Annotated in this window: 19 protein-coding genes; 11 read left to right on the forward strand and 8 right to left on the reverse strand. The window is 50.2% G+C overall.

Features of this window, described 5'->3' with window-relative positions; translation table 11 throughout:
* Positions 1-204 precede the first annotated feature (204 nt).
* Together AAEZ06_RS07705 and AAEZ06_RS07710 are read left to right on the forward strand one after the other, a co-directional pair.
* The gene (locus tag AAEZ06_RS07705) at positions 205-1788 is read left to right on the forward strand and encodes a replication endonuclease (protein ID WP_028624199.1); all 1584 of its coding nucleotides are present in this window, start codon (positions 205-207) and stop codon (positions 1786-1788) included.
* 400 nt (positions 1789-2188) lie between these two features.
* Positions 2189-2413 carry a hypothetical protein gene (locus tag AAEZ06_RS07710; protein ID WP_143129380.1) on the forward strand — a complete coding sequence of 75 codons (225 nt, stop codon included), beginning with the start codon at positions 2189-2191 and terminating at the stop codon, positions 2411-2413.
* Between the two features lie 15 nt (positions 2414-2428).
* Here AAEZ06_RS07710 and AAEZ06_RS07715 read toward each other — a convergent pair whose 3' ends face one another.
* The 3 genes from AAEZ06_RS07715 to AAEZ06_RS07725 all read right to left on the reverse strand — a co-directional run bounded on the left by AAEZ06_RS07715 (position 2429) and on the right by AAEZ06_RS07725 (position 6372).
* Complete coding sequence (locus AAEZ06_RS07715) at positions 2429-4375, reverse strand: relaxase/mobilization nuclease domain-containing protein (protein ID WP_161781308.1); 1947 nt, start codon at positions 4373-4375, stop codon at positions 2429-2431.
* An 11-nt stretch (positions 4376-4386) separates the two neighbouring features.
* Positions 4387-4761 (reverse strand): plasmid mobilization relaxosome protein MobC, encoded by a 375-nt coding sequence (gene mobC / locus AAEZ06_RS07720; protein ID WP_033050921.1) that lies wholly within the window; start codon positions 4759-4761, stop codon positions 4387-4389.
* Between the two features lie 291 nt (positions 4762-5052).
* Complete coding sequence (locus AAEZ06_RS07725; protein ID WP_028624202.1) at positions 5053-6372, reverse strand: DUF6538 domain-containing protein; 1320 nt, start codon at positions 6370-6372, stop codon at positions 5053-5055.
* Between the two features lie 232 nt (positions 6373-6604).
* On the opposite strand from AAEZ06_RS07725, the gene AAEZ06_RS07730 reads away from it, so the two are divergent.
* From AAEZ06_RS07730 to AAEZ06_RS07750, 5 genes are all read left to right on the forward strand, one after another.
* Positions 6605-6934, forward strand: coding sequence for a hypothetical protein (locus tag AAEZ06_RS07730; protein WP_149411654.1), 330 nt, complete (start codon positions 6605-6607; stop codon positions 6932-6934).
* Positions 6935-6991: 57 nt separating this feature from the next.
* Positions 6992-7312 carry a barstar family protein gene (locus AAEZ06_RS07735; RefSeq protein ID WP_149411655.1) on the forward strand — a complete coding sequence of 107 codons (321 nt, stop codon included), beginning with the start codon at positions 6992-6994 and terminating at the stop codon, positions 7310-7312.
* 204 nt (positions 7313-7516) lie between these two features.
* A complete protein-coding gene (locus AAEZ06_RS07740; protein WP_350613722.1) occupies positions 7517-8668 on the forward strand; it encodes an S-type pyocin domain-containing protein in 1152 nt (383 codons plus the stop codon).
* 6 nt (positions 8669-8674) lie between these two features.
* The gene (locus AAEZ06_RS07745; protein WP_350613724.1) at positions 8675-8929 is read left to right on the forward strand and encodes a colicin E3-like toxin immunity protein; all 255 of its coding nucleotides are present in this window, start codon (positions 8675-8677) and stop codon (positions 8927-8929) included.
* Between the two features lie 193 nt (positions 8930-9122).
* Positions 9123-9401 (forward strand): colicin E3-like toxin immunity protein, encoded by a 279-nt coding sequence (locus AAEZ06_RS07750; protein ID WP_149411657.1) that lies wholly within the window; start codon positions 9123-9125, stop codon positions 9399-9401.
* A gap of 175 nt (positions 9402-9576) precedes the next feature.
* On the opposite strand, the gene AAEZ06_RS07755 is transcribed toward AAEZ06_RS07750, so the two are convergent.
* The 3 genes from AAEZ06_RS07755 to AAEZ06_RS07765 are packed head-to-tail and all read right to left on the reverse strand — an operon-like array spanning position 9577 to position 10914.
* Entirely contained in the window at positions 9577-10023 is a 447-nt protein-coding gene (locus tag AAEZ06_RS07755) for an NUDIX hydrolase (RefSeq protein WP_149411658.1), read from the reverse strand.
* A 39-nt stretch (positions 10024-10062) separates the two neighbouring features.
* The gene (locus AAEZ06_RS07760) at positions 10063-10452 is read right to left on the reverse strand and encodes a c-type cytochrome (RefSeq protein ID WP_149411659.1); all 390 of its coding nucleotides are present in this window, start codon (positions 10450-10452) and stop codon (positions 10063-10065) included.
* Positions 10453-10482: 30 nt separating this feature from the next.
* Positions 10483-10914, reverse strand: coding sequence for a bleomycin resistance protein (locus AAEZ06_RS07765; RefSeq protein ID WP_149411660.1), 432 nt, complete (start codon positions 10912-10914; stop codon positions 10483-10485).
* Between the two features lie 267 nt (positions 10915-11181).
* On the opposite strand from AAEZ06_RS07765, the gene AAEZ06_RS07770 reads away from it, so the two are divergent.
* Positions 11182-11559, forward strand: coding sequence for a response regulator (locus AAEZ06_RS07770; RefSeq protein ID WP_149411661.1), 378 nt, complete (start codon positions 11182-11184; stop codon positions 11557-11559).
* Positions 11560-11580: 21 nt separating this feature from the next.
* Here the strand turns inward: AAEZ06_RS07770 and AAEZ06_RS07775 are convergent, their stop codons facing one another.
* Both AAEZ06_RS07775 and AAEZ06_RS07780 read right to left on the reverse strand, forming a co-directional pair.
* Complete coding sequence (locus AAEZ06_RS07775; protein WP_149411662.1) at positions 11581-12894, reverse strand: sensor histidine kinase; 1314 nt, start codon at positions 12892-12894, stop codon at positions 11581-11583.
* Positions 12891-13601: a response regulator gene (locus tag AAEZ06_RS07780; protein ID WP_149411663.1), complete on the reverse strand. Its 711-nt coding sequence runs from the start codon at positions 13599-13601 to the stop codon at positions 12891-12893. Before AAEZ06_RS07780 ends, AAEZ06_RS07775 begins: the two co-directional genes overlap by 4 nt.
* 145 nt (positions 13602-13746) lie before the next feature.
* Here AAEZ06_RS07780 and AAEZ06_RS07785 point away from each other — a divergent pair, with 145 nt between their 5' ends.
* The 3 genes from AAEZ06_RS07785 (at position 13747) to AAEZ06_RS07795 (ending at position 16780) form a co-directional block, all read left to right on the forward strand.
* Positions 13747-14535: an MlaA family lipoprotein gene (locus AAEZ06_RS07785; protein ID WP_149411664.1), complete on the forward strand. Its 789-nt coding sequence runs from the start codon at positions 13747-13749 to the stop codon at positions 14533-14535.
* Positions 14525-14770 carry a hypothetical protein gene (locus AAEZ06_RS07790; protein ID WP_149411665.1) on the forward strand — a complete coding sequence of 82 codons (246 nt, stop codon included), beginning with the start codon at positions 14525-14527 and terminating at the stop codon, positions 14768-14770. Before AAEZ06_RS07785 ends, AAEZ06_RS07790 begins: the two co-directional genes overlap by 11 nt.
* A gap of 81 nt (positions 14771-14851) precedes the next feature.
* Entirely contained in the window at positions 14852-16780 is a 1929-nt protein-coding gene (locus AAEZ06_RS07795; protein WP_350613729.1) for an alkaline phosphatase D family protein, read from the forward strand.
* Positions 16781-16795 lie beyond the last annotated feature (15 nt).

Consider the following 16795-nt stretch of genomic DNA (forward strand, 5'->3'; position numbering starts at 1 on the left):
TCGCCTGTTAGGGCGGGCTTTTGCTTTTGCTCTTCTTGGATAACTCTTAAATAAGTGTCGCAAGTTGATTTTATAGGTTTTTTTGACCGTTTTTGATTTTTAAAAAAATCAGCTTTTTTACAGGTTAGAAAGTAAAAATATTTATTTATTTGACAACCATGCACGGCATGGTATTTGTATTAGTAACGAACAATAATAACTTTCATGATATTTATTCCACAACGCATAATCCTTAAAAATCTTACTCCTGAATTTTTCTTTGCAGAATGTGAAAGGCAGTATTTTTTTGAGCGAGCCATCGAAAAAAAGATGATTGCAAAGGAATGTCTTGAAAATAAGTTAAATAACTCATCAAAAAGAAAGCGTGAAAACATAGCCAAAGAAATAAGAAACCTCAAAAATAAATTCACTTGGGTTGCCACTTGCAGTGAATATAGATGCTGGAAGATACGACATAAATACATTCTAGCTGGCGATTTGGACGAAATCGTCAAAAATATCACGTTTGTTTTCGAGAGAATTCAAGAGCAACTAATAATAAAGCAGAGAAACCTCGACAACGATGACTCCGGCGAGAGTATTTTTTCACGCATAAAGAATGATTGGGATATCGGTTATGGTATCAAAATAAAGGACATTAAAGGGTCAACTATAAAAGACAAGCTCATCAACATTGCTGATGAGAAAAGACTTAAATCACAAATAAAAAGAATACAAAAACAAAGAAGCGAACTTTTAAAGCTGCACTCAGGTTTGATTGGTTCCGGTCGAGCATTTGAGATTTGTAGTGATGAAGTTGTTCGCAATAGAGAAGCTGACGAAGCCAGCCAGCTTGATTACATAATGAAGAAATCTCTTGTTAATGAAAACAACAAGAAAATCCCACTATGGAAAGTAGCAAGCACTGAAAAGCAAAGATTTGCTGAGATATTTATCCAAGTCTCATCGTTGGACGCCTATGCCAAACAACTTAACTATAAGCCTCTTTTCATAACTTTTACCGCTCCGGCAAGATTTCATCCAAAGCCGTCGAAAGGCGTTAGTTCTTGGGACGGTTCAACCCCAAAGGATAGCAATGATTACTTGAAAGGCTTATGGAATGCTTTTAGAAAAGACATCCATAGACATAAGATTGAGATGAATGGTTTCTGGGCAGTCGAACCTCACAAAGACCAGTGCTTTCATAAGCACGCTTTAATGTATGTTAATAAGAAACATTATGACGAATTAGTAATCTTGATTAACAAGCATTTTAGACACTCGGAAAACGCCGTAAGAATTGAAGAAATTGACGCAAAGAAAAGCAAGGCAACATCATACGTGATGAAGTATCTAACTAAGTCATTCAATTTGGAATTCGAGTTAAAAGGCGGCGTCCTAAATGTAGATAAGTTGGAAATCTCAAATCACAAAAAAGTTAGAGCAGTTCAAGCACTGTGGTCTGTGCGTAGATATGCAATGTTCGGCGTTAAGAATACGCTTTCATTGTGGAGAGAGCTGAAAAGAAAATCATTCTTGAAAGGCAAGAATGACGTTATTGATAAGGCGTTCGCATTTGTGGACAAGAACGATTTCATTGGGTTCTCTATATTTGTAAATGGAAACCTAAAAATAATGAGGCTATACAGCAAAATACAAGTATTTAAGAATGACCTGCTCGGTGATGTTTTCGGAAAAAGACTAATAGGTAAATACATAATTGATTTGAGCACAAAAGAAATGATTGATATAAAAGCAAATTACAAAATTGTTGATACTGCATTGCTTGATGCTGCCGAGTTGCAATAAATAAATACTTATCTATTGATTATTTATAATCGCATGTTATATTGTTATCAAGAACAGGAGATTATGAGCATGCAACTAATAAGGGTAACTAGCAAAAGAAAAGAAATCTTAAAATATACAAAAAAACTAGGTCTTTATGGTTTATATAAAGATGTTAAGAATGCACATGACAAAAGTGTTTGTCATTTGATTTTTGACCCATTAGATTACACATTCAAGGTGCTGGTAGACCAAAGTAGAGTTCCTTACGAATATCAAGACGAATGTATAAGGGACTTATAACAAAGCCAGCTAATGCTGGTTTTTTTGTGCCTGAATTTTGTCAAGAAAAATATGTATTTATTTGACTTTGCTTTTATTTGTGCTCTAATAAATATATATAAATAAGAAAGGGACACTAATGAAAAAACCAAAAGCAAAAGCAAATCTTAAAGTTTGCACCATCACACTCGACGCTGAAACACATAATCAATTTAGAGAAATTGCCAATACTCACAAATTTCCGTTGTCACGCTTTATAAATGATTGTATGAAAGAATACTTAAATGTAAGCAAAGTTAACGGGTTCAACAAAGATGTAACGCTACAAGTTGGAATTAGAAACTTTCAAATCCAAGACAAATAAAAAGCCCTGATAGGGCTATTTTGTTAACTGTGGTTTTAAGTCAAACGTAACCGCTCTTTTGTTTGCCATCTGTGCTTTAAAAGCTTGTTCAAGCTGTTTTGCGGCTGACGGGTCTCTTTCTTTAATTTCATCAAATAGATTATATAATTTCTGTCTTAATTCATATTGACGCTTAACCTCTCCAGTTTTTATGCCATTACGATTGTCTGGAATGTTGTCCATTTCTCTATGCCCCGCGATGTCTCGTGTGCTGTTGCCCGGAAATAAACTTTTCGTTAGTCTCGGTTGCAACCATTCAAATTCTTCAACAATTTCATCATTCGAATATGTTGAATAGTCGCCATCAATCTTATGGTTTTCAGGCTCTGGAATCGGCTCCGGTGTCATCGGTGCGTAAATGTCATCTACGGCAGGCTCTACTGGTGTAGGTGTCTCTAAGGCCTTTGTAGGAGCTTCTGCGACAGGTGTAGGGTTGGATGGCTCAAACTCTTTCATCAAGTCATCAATCAAGTCATCGTTGGTAGGTGCTACCTGTTCTTGTTCAACCTGCTTTGTAGGCTCTGGTGGCTTCTCAGGAGCTTTTTGAAGAGGTATAGGCATGACAGGCTCAACTGGTTTAGGTGCTTCTACGGCCACCGTAGGGGCTTCTGGTGCTGGTTGCGGTTTAGGATCGGCCTTCTTATTCATCGAAGCATATTGCTCCTGAATTTTCTTCAATTCGTCTAAATCTGCTGGGGTAGGTTTGTAGCCTTCAAGCTTGAAGCCTTTGGCTTCCAATCCCATTAGCTGAAATTCGAGCCATACATTCTTCTTGAAGTAATCAGGGCCATTCACTGTAAATGATTGTGGTGGTTTGGCGTCGGCAACAAGTCTTTGAATGCCAGCCTTTGCTGACTGTCTTGATAAATCATGGAATGAAACTTTTGATGGGTCTTTGTAATACTCGAATGATTTCTTGCTACTGGCTGAATTATAGAAATATTCAACCTTGTCACTATGCTGAATAAACTTGAACTTAGTAGCAAGCACTGAGTTTGGTTTAATCTTTTTCATGTAGTCGGGTTCTGCTTCGGTTGAAGCGATTGAACAATTTTCGTATTCCTTTACGTTGTGCTTATTTTTTAAAGTCTGCTCAAAGCCAGTGTCATCACCTAGTTTCGCTTTAAGTGTTTTGTAAGATAGGCCAAGCTCGGATGCTTTGAATATCTGGTCTTCATGTTGAATGGAGAAAGATGATTTGCCATTGTGAATGACATTGAAACCATTCTCGGTTATCTGGTTGATGAAGTCGGATGGGCTGGAAGCATTGTTAAGGAAATCACTCAAAGCGTCTTTCATTTGTTTCTTGTTAGAAATAACGCCACGAACGTCAAGCATTCTTTCTTTTGTTGATGGATGCTTGTCTTTGTATTTCTTGTTGATAATGTCTTTCTTATCTTGCAGTGTTAGCTCTTTTATTTTGTCGAGTTCATCCATGTCTCTTGAAATTCGATTTTCGGGAACTATTAGATTGTATTTTTGTTCAAGCTTTTCACATTCTCTTTCAATAACACGGTAGTCATTGCTGACGTTGTAACACTTGCCATTAAAATCTTTTAAAGCCCACACAATATGAACATGAACCTCATCTGTATCAATGTGAACACCCAACGCATACTTTCTATTTGAAAGGTTGTGCGTTTGTTCATAGAGTTCTTTTACTATCTGCTTCGCTTGTTCAGGGGTAACGTTATCATTGGTATGAAAGCTGACCATATCGTGCTGACTTCTAACTGATTGCTTTCTGCCCTTTGTTCTAACAGCAACATCATTTTCGATGGATGTTGCAATAGCATTCGCAATTTGTCTTTTGGATGAGTTCATAGGTGTGTAGATGTTGCTTTCGAACAATACACATCCCTCATCTTTGTGAAAGTATTTAGAAGCCTTATATACTCCTGACCTGCTTTTCTGGGTGCTCAATCTTTTCCTTATCATATATCGCCTTTGATTGTTATTTTCTCCTTTTTCAAACTTTCAAGTCTATTTGTCAATACGCCCATGTTCTTATCTAATTTGCTCAGAACATCTAAAATGTCTTGGTTTGGCTGCTTCCCTGAATTCAACGCTGCTGCTATTTGATTAAGGTTATTGCCAATCTGACTGAATATTTTTTCAATGGTGACTATATCCTCTCTTAACTTTGGACTACATACTTCTATGACTTCATTTATTCCATTATTTATAATATGGGAAATAAATTTTACCTGTGTCATCTTTAATGCTGCTCTTTGTGTTTCGAGTAGCTGAATATCATCTTTTGGAAGTCTAAAATTTAACTGATTACTTTTTCTTTCTTTATCACTCATACAATCCTCCATATTGATTGCTATACATTTTTCAAACGTAGTGCGAAAAATCGAGCGTAAATGTTAGTAAGTGAACGAAGTGAACTTGCTATACATTTACATTGCTCGCCTGTAATGTTTTCGAACTACTAATATCAAGTTAACATATATTAAAATGTTTTCAAGTTGTATAGCTTTCAATAAGCCAGATAACAAAGAATGAAAGTGTATAGCAACGTATAGCAACGTATAGCAGGCATTAAAAAGGCCACCTAATTAGGTAGCCTCATGAATGATGACAACAATAAAAAATTATACTGAGAATTTATATTGTAGGTGTTTAACAGCATCCATTTTAGATGCTGGGGTTGGGCCTTCCGAATATCTATCGAAAGTCATTCTTAGCAGTCCATCAGCTTTGTGGCCAACCAACGAAATGATGACAAGGTTCTTAACATCAGCACGCTCTAATGTAGTGATTACAGTTTTGCGAATGCTATGGAAAACACATTTTTTATCAAAACCTAAATCTGTCTTGAAGATTGAAAATTGATTACCTAAACCTTTCGATTTGGTTTCATACTTCCCACCTTTGCTTGTCTTCAACAAATACCCATCGTCCGATGAACTAACAAGCCGTTTGACCGTTTCCATGAGAACCGGATGAATTGGCACAAAACGAACGGATGCTTGTGTTTTACCTTCTGTAATATGAAAACAATCCACACCATCCTCTTTAACAACTGACGATGTTTTTAAACGGCATATTTCTTCAATGCGTGCTCCCGTATAGGCCGCTATCTTAATCAAATCGGCTAATTGACGCTTTCCTTTTTCAACTGCTTTACTATGCAAGGTTTCAACCTCTTCCGCCGTAAAAGCACGTCTTTCATCTTTTTTGAGTGTTCCACGTCTAACTTGGCTCAATTCATGACTTTTGAAAGGATTGATTGGATAACGTTCTTTGAATGGTGGTTCTTTTTTAATCAAGAAATTATAGAAGGCATTAAACGAAAACAAATATTGTTTCTTTGTCTTCGATTCCAGATTTTTTGAAATCAAGAATGAAGCAACTGCCTCATAATCCAGCAATAAGTCCTCAGCTTTCAAAAAGGCATCAAGTGCTTTAATTCTCTTTATATGTCTATCAACTGTATTCAAGTCTACTTTTCGTTGATTTAATTCATAGTTATAGAAACCATCAAGGCGACTTTTGAAAAATGGGGTTTTTGGTGAGTAGTCCGAACGACCTGCTGCAATATCAATTGCTTCATTAACAAGGTCGATGCTTAACTTCTTATCTTGTGTATATTGGATTACTTCAAAACCCATTTTTGTTTCATTGTTTGCGGGTTTCCCCTTAATTTTATCTTGGTTTATGGCCCTTTGATGCTTTTCAACTATTTGAAGAACATCATCACGGAAATTGCCGATTTCACCCCTACGGGCTTTTTCGATTTCGGTTTTCCACTGCTGCAACCATCGTAGTTTGAAAATATGGGCTTCCGAACGATTGCCAGTTTTGAGGCTTTTAGTCAAAACCTTACGCCCGGAAAAGGCTTCCCGTGCGTCTTCTGGAACGTCCAGACGGACGTAGTAGGTGCCGGATTTCAGGACTAAAAAATCGGTCATAGCAAAAGCCTTCGCTAGTCATTTCTACCCAAAATTCTACCCAAAATTTCTACCCAAAGCCACTGAAAGCCTTTAAACTCGCGGCATTGCTGGGTCTTATGATGTTTTTGAGGGAGTTCGAGTCTCCCTCGGGGCACCATCTTAAAAAAGACCTTGAAATTCAAGGTCTTTTTTTTCGCCTGTAGAAAAGTGATTGTTGGCAGACGCACACGACTGTAGAGGAACCTGGACCATGGAATTGACGCTGGAGACGGTTGCGCTTTTCGCCCTCAAGTTGGCTTATGAGATAGACGGTGGCAGCCCGATTTTGCGGGACGATCTGGTCATGAGTGAGTATGAGAGGGAGGTTTTTGGGTTGCTCGTGCGTCAGGGTGATATCGACGCTATCCAATCTAAGGTCTCGGAGTGCGCAGGATTGGCACTGGTGGCTTTAGGCGGCACGGATAAGCCGCTCGGTCGCGAGCTGCAGCGGCTGGCCGCTGAAGTCAGCCAGGCGCAGACACTTGAGAAACTGAACGCCCCGCTGCTCACACTCAAGGACTACTTGAAAGACATCCAGTGAACAAGCCCCATGAAAGACGGGACACTTACACCCCCCACCCCGACGCCCACTGAATACATGACTAGATTACCCGTCATAAAAATAGACTTGAGCAGTATCAAGGACTCCCAAGAACTCCACTCCACCCTGAGCAATGTTCTCGGCTTCCCGGACTGGTACGGCCAAAACTGGGATGCATTCTGGGATGCCATTACCGGGCTGGTAGAAATGCCCATCACGCTGCAACTCTCAGGCTGGGATATCTTCTCCGAACACTTGCCCCAAGACGCGAGGCTGCTACAGCAATGCCTCACCGACATGACGCTCAACTACCCGGACCTGGCGCCAGAGGTTCACTACATGAGCACAAGCAATATCCTGCCGCCGACTCACCAGTAGCGCATTGATCGCTGAAGTTCTTGGCGCCGCTGGTTCTACACGGAGCGACGTCTCCAAAAATTCGCAGGCGGTTTTTCCATAGTGCTGGGATTTAGCATCCATTGATAAACTGACTTTTCCCACACACACCATCGAACAATGAGAATTTCAGGTTCTCGCCCGCTCTCATAGGCTCACTTCCTCGCACAGGGAAGTGAGCCAGCCATGCCAGAACGCGCCTATCCAATCAGTGAAGAAGAACTTCTTCGACGACGAATCCTGACCCCGCAACCTTCCCGGGCACCTTATTCACCGTCCATTGATTTAATCAACACAACGCCTGTCCCAGCACCTGAGCCCGCCAAGATTCCCGGCTACATATTCGCCAAGTCGTGCCAACTGCCAAACGGCATCATCAGCTACAACAACCCCACCGGTTACGTGCCGCTGGAACTGGTCAAGGAGTACGGCCACTTCGCACTATTGGGTGGGCGTGCGGCCGATGGTGACGGCGTTCCTCTCAGCAAAATCAGTGGCAATGCCCTGCCCGCAGGCCTCGGGCAATTGGTACTCGGCGGGTCGGCACTGCAAACCGCTACAGCGGCGGTCGGTACCGTGGCAAGCGGACTGCTGACAGGGCTGGTGGCTTTGGCTTGGTCGTCGGAGCTGGGTGACAGCGCCCTTTATAGCGAAGAACAGCTGCGTTCGATGCAACAAGCCCGCTCGCGCATGCGCCTGCACATCGAGCAGCAGGCGGACGGCACGCTCAAAGGGTATGGCTTCTACACCGGCAACAATGCCGATTGGCAGATGATCGACGTGGTTCAGTTCCAAAGCCGCGACAGTCAATTCGTGGCAGAGCTCGGCGAGGGCGTGGAGCTGATTTGGACACCCGCCATTGATCCTGGCGACACCCTTGGCATTCCGGCATTGGAAGCTGCGCCGCAAGCGCCGGTGATGTGGATCTATCCGCCGACAGAGGTAGCCAGGCAGATTCTGGTCAACCCGATTTATCCGCCGGAGTATCGGGATTTTATTCTGGTGTTTCCGGCGGACTCAGGAGTTCGGCCGCTGTATGTGGTGGTGAGTGTTCGGACGGGGAATCACAAGTACCACCTCGCCCCCGATACAAACGAAATCGTCGGCTTTCCGGATTTGATATCGGTGACACCTAAAACCCCCAAGCAAGGCGGTGCCGGACTCAGGGAACGGTGGAACGATAAAAAGGGAAGACGAGTTTACGAGTGGGACTCTCAGCACGGCGAGCTTGAAGTTTATAGAGCCAGCGACGGGAGCCATTTGGGCGCTTTCAGCCACGTTACTGGTCAGCGGCTGAAAAAAATGAAGAAGAAACGCAATATCAAAAAGTATTTGTGAGGACGTATGGGATTGAAACTAAGGCTGCAATGGTTCGATGAAACCACAGAGCGTGGTATCGGCATGGAACGTTCGACAGATATTGGAGACGATGATGCTGTGGTGACGGCGCTAGGACTGTCAGTTCAAGAGGACGTTAACAACGGTGTCTTCGAGCTACGTGAAGAATGGCTGACAACAATCCAGCCGTACTTCTTACATAAAATCATCTTTCCTGAAAGTGACTACTTCCTGGCTTTAGATTACAGAGAGTCTTGGTAATCAATCATGAGAATCCGATTGTGATCGGTACGACAAGCACGGTGAATACTTGAAAGCGGATGAGTTCTCAGCAAATTTTCATGCTGACGACAGCATTTTCATTGCGCTCGGGCTCCTTTGATCCCTATACCGGCGAACGCCGGGGCCCAGCAAAAGATGAACGCCGTATAAACAAATAAGTGGAGACTTCTTCATGAGTATGAAAGTCAGATTGGCATGGTATGACAAGCGCACCGAAAACTTAGAGGCCGATGAATACTCAGCAAACTTTGAGGACAACGAAAGCATCCTTACCGCGCTCGGATTAGACGAAGAGCCCCAAATCTATGCTGGCGGATTCGACGTCCTCCCAAGTTGGATAGCGATCCTCCAACCTCATTTCCAGCACCTAATTGAACCCGCCAATTTCTACTACCAAATATCTTTCCGTTATCAAGGTACATGGCCGCCCCAACCCTCCAAGCAGCCATAAAGGAACCCAATGGCAAGCCCCCTCTCTATCGCTCAGTCAACACCCGGACACACAATGAGCCCCACGCACGGGGAGAAATGCCACACGGGTCGTAATACGGCTCCGGGTCAGCCGCCTTGCAAAGCGGGGGCTGAATCCGGTTTAAAAAACTGTGTACTCACTCCTTGTCTGCGGCTCATTTCAGCAACCCTGCGCCCTTGAGCAAATCGTAAAGCCCTTCGGGAACCAGCGGCGAGTCAGCGCTGAAACTTGAACTGTCCTGCCAGCTCACCTTGAACGCAGCACCATTGCTTTCCTCACCGTCGATATGCGGCAGCTCGTACAGACGCTGGTCCTCGAATTGCCCATCGTAGACCTGGACAATCTCGTGTCCCGGATTGCCGGCGTAAATGAAGATACTTTCGAGGGTGCCCAACAGTCGCAGGCTGTGGATGGGTTGTTCCAGTTCTTCCTGGACCTCCCGCACGATGGCCTCGGCGCTGGTTTCACCAAATTCGATGCCGCCACCGATGGGGCGATAGAGGTGGTGGTGTTTGGTGGAGTCGTAGAACTGATGGACGAGGATTTGTCCATTGCGGTGAAAGATGCAGAGCGCGAGCGCCCGGATACGAGGTGCAGCCATGTGGTGAAGTCCTTTTCGATGTCGTATGCGACCCGTTACTTATGGTGTTTGAAACGTCTCAAGATAAGCCAACAGGTTTGCAATCTTTTCCTGATCGCTGATGCCCCAGAAAATCATGCGGGTGCCGCTGATCACTTTTTTCGGTGCCTCGATATACGCGGCCAGCTTCTCCCGGGTCCATACCACGCCGGAGTTTTTCATCGCGTCGGAATACTGATAGTCCGTGGTGGTCCCGGCAAGCCGCCCGATCACGCCGTTGAGTTGCGGCCCGAACGAACCGCGCGCGTTCAACCCGACGCTATGGCAACCGCCACAGGTTTTGCTGAACAGCTTGGCGCCGGCCTCGGCATCGCCCGCCGCTGCCGCCGGAGCGCTGAACAGGCCGGCGTTGAGGACTAAGACGAGGGTCAGTAAAGCGGCGTGCGTCATTGAGGGCTCCAGATCAGGTGTCGTGGTCAATTATGCCTGCTGAAGCGGCCTTTCCCCCAGCCGTTCCACCAAACGCACCAGGTAACCGTCCGGGTCCTGAACCAGGAATTGCCTTTGCCCCGCCTCCACCTCATCCGCCCGGTACCAGGCATCTTCAACGTCACGGAAAAGCGGCCAGCCAATGGCGTTCAAACGCTGCAGGACCGGCGCTACGGCGGGAACATCGATCTGCAGGTTAATGCCTCGGCCCAAGGGTGCTTCCAAAGGCCCGGTGAGCCACTGCCCGACCTGGGGCTCGTATTGTTCCAGCATGATTTGCGCGCCCTGCAGATCAAGGTAGGCAAAACCTTCTTCGGGGCGCTGGTAGGCGATGTCGAAGCCCATCTGGGTGACCCAGAAGTCGAGGCTGGTGGTGAGGTCAGTGACCACCAGTTCAGGGACCAGGGGATTGCGGATAAACATGGTGCTCCTTGATTAGCGAGAGGTGACAGAGGGCGGGCTTGCCGGCGATATTGGATGAGCGCTTTTAGGTCTGGCTCACGAACGCATACCCCTCCAGCTGCCCGCTGTAGATACAGGGAGCGCCATGCTCGCCCACATGGCGAGCGTATGACACAGCGCAACCCAAAGGCTACCAAATGACCACCCATCGCAAGTAACACATCAAATCGAACCTATCCAACCACCACCCACTCCACCTTACTTAACCCTGATGGAGGAGTAGTGATCATGGCTCAGCCATCGATTTTGGTGCTGGAGGACGACGAGATCATTCGCTCGCTGATGATCGTCGTGCTGGAGGAGTTCGGCGCGGTGGTCACCTCTTTTCCCTCTGCGGACGAAGGGATGATTTTTCTGGAGCGGGCCGATGATCCGGTGGATTTGATTGTCAGCGATATCCATATGCCCGGCCTGCTTAATGGCTATGACTTGAGCAAGGTGGTCGCCCATCGCTGGCCGTCGGTGTCGGTGGTGCTGACCTCAGGCGACACAGTGATGGCGGAGCAGTTGGGCAGCACGGTGCGGTTCCTGCCCAAGCCGTGGAGTACCCAAAGGCTGCTCGATTGTGTGCAGGCTGCCTTGGACAAGGGTGCATCCATGTATTGATCACCTACCTGCGGACTGCCATTACACCGGCAACACCACCACCGCCTCCAGCCCACCACCCTGGCGATTGACCAGGGTTAGCGTGCCGCCGTGCTCCAACACAATCGCCCGTGCGGTGGAGAGCCCCAAGCCGACGCCGCCAGTACTTTTGTTGCGCGAGCCTTCCAGGCGAAAAAACGGCAGGAATACCTGTTCGTGCTGGTCGACGGGAATCCCCGGCCCACGGTCCAGCACGCGAATGGTCACCTGGCCCGGCCGTTGTTGCAGTTCAATTTCCGGCGCCAGGCCATAGTGGATGGCGTTGTCCATCAGGTTGGTCATCACCCGCTTGAGGCCCAGGGGCCGACCGAAGTAAACCAGGCGCGGCGGGCCGTCAAAGCTGATGTCGATGGCCTGGTCACGGTAGTCGTCGATCAGGGTTTGCAGCAGTTCCGCCAGGTCCAACTGGGTAGCCTGTTCCAGCCGGGCGTCGTCGCGAAAGAACTCCAGGGCCGTACTGATCATTGCCTGCATCTCGTCGACGTCGCGGAACAGCCGCTGTTGCTGGTCGGCATCCTCGATAAACTCGCCCCGCAGGCGCAGGCGGGTCAAGGGCGCGCGCAGGTCGTGGGAAATCGCCGCGAGCATCTGGGTTCGATCCTGGATGAAGTGTTGCAACTGCGCCTGCATGCCGTTGAAGGCGAGGATTGCCTGGCGAATCTCATGGGGGCCGACAGGGTCGATGGGCGGGGCGCGGAAGTCGGCACCGAAACGTCGGGCGCCCTGGGCGAAATGTTGCAGCGGCCTGGCCAGTCGCCGGGTGGCGATCAACGTGACCAGCGCGGTGGAAATCAGCACCAGCACCAACACCACCAGACTGCGTGGCCCCTCCGATAACCCCCAACTGCGCGACTCAGAGCTGAACATCAGCCAGGTATGGTCCGCCAGTTCAACCAGCAAGGCATAGCGCCCGCCGGGGCCTGGCCAGTCGGACGGCTCATAACCCTCCATCCGGCGTTGCGGTCCCTTGAGCAGGTGCTTGAACGTCTCCTCGGCCTCGGTAGAGTGAAAACCGGGGTCGTCCAAAACAGGCAAATCAATCCCCTCTCGACTGACCGCCCAACTGACACTGAAACTTTCATCACCGACTGCCTGGGCCAGATGTGAGCGCTGCGACGGCTCTGCGGCCTCAATCACCCGCACGATAACGGCAACCTTGTCCAACAAACCGGTCTCGGTCAGGGGCGGCCTGGCCCAGACGCCCGCCAGTTGGGCAAACAGTGCGTTAAACGCCAGGGCCGTGAGCATGGCAATCAAGATGGTGAGGGCGATCCAGCGGGCCACCGTATTTTTCATGAGCGGCTCACGCTGACGGTGAACTGGTAGCCGCCATTGCGCACGGTGCGAATCATCGCCGGGCGCTTGGTGTCGAACTCCAGCTTGCGTCGCAGGCGGCTGACCTGAACGTCGATGCTGCGGTCGAACGCATCATGGCTGTGGCCCCGCGCCAGGTTCAGCAACTGCTCGCGGGTCAGTACACGCTGGGGATGCTCGACGAACACCAGCAGCAGGTCGAACTCCCCGGACGACAGCGGGATCATCACTTGGTCCGGCGAGCGCAGTTCCCGGCGAGTCAGGTCCAGCTGCCAGCCGGCGAAGCGGATCAACGGTCGCGAAACATCGCCCGACGGCGCCCCGCTTTCACCGGCGCGGCGCAACACGGCACGCACCCGGGCCAGCAGTTCGCGGGCATCAAAGGGTTTACTGAGGTAGTCATCGGCGCCCATTTCCAGGCCCACTACGCGATCGCTGAGCTCGCCCATGGCGGTCAGCATGATCACCGGCGTCGCGTATTGCTGACGCAGGCGCTGGCACAGCAGCAGGCCGTTATCTCCCGGCAGCATCAGGTCGAGAATGATCAGGTCGGCGGCCTGTTGCTCCATGGCCGCCCACAGGTCTGCGCCATTGGCGGCGGTCTGCACCGTATAGCCATGTTGCAGGAAAAATTTCTTCAGCAGCGCGAGGACCTCAAGGTCATCGTCCACGATCAAAAGATGGCTCACCGGTGGGCATCACTTGAGTTTGTCGAGGCAACATCTAAAACCATTCGGCGCAGCCCGTCATATATTTCAATCGTGCAATAAAGCAGACATCTTTGCGCAAAACCCGAATGCCAGCATCCGCCTCCCTTTTCCGGAGACTGTGCTTATGCACTCGCTGACGTACCCCCAGCACCTGGCTCGCCAGGCCGTACTGCTGTTGACCGTGTCTTACCTCACAGGCTGTGCGAGCCCGGCACCGGTGGCGAGTACCACAAGCTGCGCGCAAGTTTCCTACCCGGTATACGACCCCGCCGAACCGATCAACCGTGGGGTGTTCGCCTTCAACCGCACCGTCGATGACTATGCCCTGGCGCCTGTAGCCCATGGCTATAAATACCTGCCGGAGTTTTTCCAGCAGGGTGTGCATAACTTTTCCAGCAACTTCAGCGAGCCCAAGGTGTTTATCAACGATGTGCTGCAGGGCAACCCGCGTCGCTCAGTCAATACCCTGGGACGCTTTGCCGTGAACACCACGGTGGGAATTGTCGGCCTGCTGGATGTTTCAGATTCGCTGGGTATTCCCCGCCACACCGCCGACTTCGGCCAGACCTTTGGCGTGTGGGGCATCGGCAACGGGCCGATCGTCGAACTGCCCTTGTTGGGCACCGGCAACAGCCGCGACGCCGCAGGCAAAGTGTTGAGCTTCCTGGTGGCCCCTTTGGGGGACAGCGACACGGTGCAGACTCTTGAAACCATCAACATGGTGGGCGGTACGGTGGATACTCGCGCCTCATTGCTGCCACTTACCGACAGCCTGCAGCAGTTGCCGGATTATTACAGCGCACTGCGTAATGTGGTGGCCGAACACCGTGCCGCCTACGTGCGGGAAGGCAAGGAAGGGGCCACCACACCGCCGGCCAATCGATGCGCAGAGGGTGGCCGCGATGACTTCTGAGTCCAGCTCGTTACTGCTGCATCATCAGGTCCGCAAACGCGGCGCCAACACGCTGATCTGCCGGGAAACTCGCTTGCAGATGTCATCTGACCAGGGTCAGCTCGTGCTCAGCCGGTATATCGAACAATACAGCCCGCAAGGAGTGCGCTGGGTCGAGTGCAAGCACAGCGTGGCGATGGACGATGTGCTGCGCTGGCTGATTAGCCAGGGTGAACGTTCGGCCACGACGTCATAATTTGAGGCCGTGTGCATTAACAAAACGCTGACATCCACTGCGCTATCCTTTGTGACCCGATCCTGCACAGAGCCGTGTTTCATGCCTCAAGCCGACACATTGCCCGCCGTCCTCGCTGGCCCCCTGCTGCGCCGCCTCGAACCGGGGCGCCTGGTGTTGTGGCTGGTGGGCAGCCGAGCCCTTGCGTTGACCCTGAGGTTGCAGTTCACCCAGGACGAGCGCGAGCACACCCTCGATATCAATCTGGACGCGACACTCTGCCAGGTCGTCCCCGTGGGACGTCACGCGTTTATCCACCTGATCGACGTGCCGCTGAGCAACGCCCTGCCCCAGGACGTGACCATCGGCTATGACCTGCTGATCAACGAGACCGGCGCTCATCCCAGCGGCATCGCCGAATGGGCGCCCCACCTGCTCCATGCCAACGCACGCACCCCGGACTTCGTCCTGCACAGCCGTATCCAGCAACTGATGCACGGTTCTTGCCGCAAACCCCACCACTACGCCGATGAAGGCCTGCTGTGTGTCGATCGTTTGCTGGCCGAAGGCCGCAGCCCGGCACAACGCCCGGCTCTGTTGATGATGAGCGGCGATCAGGTCTACGCCGACGATGTGGCCGGGCCTATGTTGCGGGCCATTCATGCACTGATCACCCGCCTGGGCCTGTTCGAGGAACACCTGGACGGCGCCGTGGTGGACGACAGCGCCATGCTCTACGGCCATCCAGCCAGTTACTACCATCGCGCCGACCTGTTGCCGGCCCTGGAGAGCAACGAAACACTGCGCGAGCGGTTTTTCGGTGGCGTGAAGAAGCCGATTTTCACCACCAGCACCGCCGACAATCACCTAGTGACCTTCGCCGAAGTGCTGGCGATGTACCTGTTGGTGTGGTCGCCCACTCCCTGGACGCTGATCGCCCCGCAACCGCCGCAGCTGAAGGCCGAAGAACAGAAACGCTATGCCCACGAACAACTGCAGGTGGATAAGTTTCGCGACGGCCTGGGCGGCGTGGCCAGGGTGTTTGCGCATATCTCATGCCTGATGATTTTTGATGATCACGACATTACCGACGATTGGAACCTCAGCGCCCAATGGGAAGAAACCGCCTACGGCAACCCGTTCTCCAAGCGCATCATCGGCAATGCCTTGCTGGTCTATATGCTCTGCCAGGGCTGGGGTAATAATCCTGATGCGTTTGAACAGCTGCTGGGCAAGACCCTGGCACTCACCACGCAAGCCCCGGCGCACGACCACTATCTGGACGCGCCAGCCCAGGACGAACTGGTGGATGAACTGTTGAAGTTCCAGCAGTGGCACTACGTCTTGCCCACCACCCCCGCCCTGGTGGTGATCGACACCCGTACCCGGCGCTGGCGCAGCGAATTCACCCTCAAGCAACCGTCCGGCCTGCTGGACTGGGAAGCCTTGAGTGAGCTGCAACAGGAACTGCTCGATCACCCGTCGGCCATCATCGTTTCACCGGCGCCAATCTTTGGCGTAAAGCTGATCGAGACCGTACAGAAAGTCTTCAGCTGGTGCGGCTACCCGCTGTTGGTGGACGCGGAAAACTGGATGGCCCATCGCGGCGCGGCGCAGGTGATCCTGAATATCTTCCGTCACTCGCGCACGCCGGGTAACTACGTGATCCTGTCGGGAGACGTACATTACTCATTCGTTTACGAAGTGCTGATTCGCCACCGCAACGCCGGGCCAAAAATCTGGCAGATCACCAGCAGCGGCATCAAGAACGAATTCCCCAGGGGCCTGCTGGAATGGTTCGACCGTCTCAACCGCTGGCTCTATTCACCCCGCTCACCCCTGAACTGGCTGACCCGGCGGCGCACCATGCAAGTGGTACCGCATATCCCGGAACATGCCGAGGCTGGCGAGCGGCTGTGGAACTCGGCAGGCATCGGCCAAGTGTTCTTCAACGAACAAGGCCAGCCTGAGGCGATTTACCAGCACAACGCCAATGGCTCGCCGCGTACGAAGATGAGGGCACCGCGGTAAACGTTTCGCACGCAT

It is taken from the genome of Pseudomonas sp. HY7a-MNA-CIBAN-0227 (assembly GCF_040310325.1).
In the GTDB taxonomy this organism is placed as follows: Bacteria; Pseudomonadota; Gammaproteobacteria; order Pseudomonadales; family Pseudomonadaceae; genus Aquipseudomonas.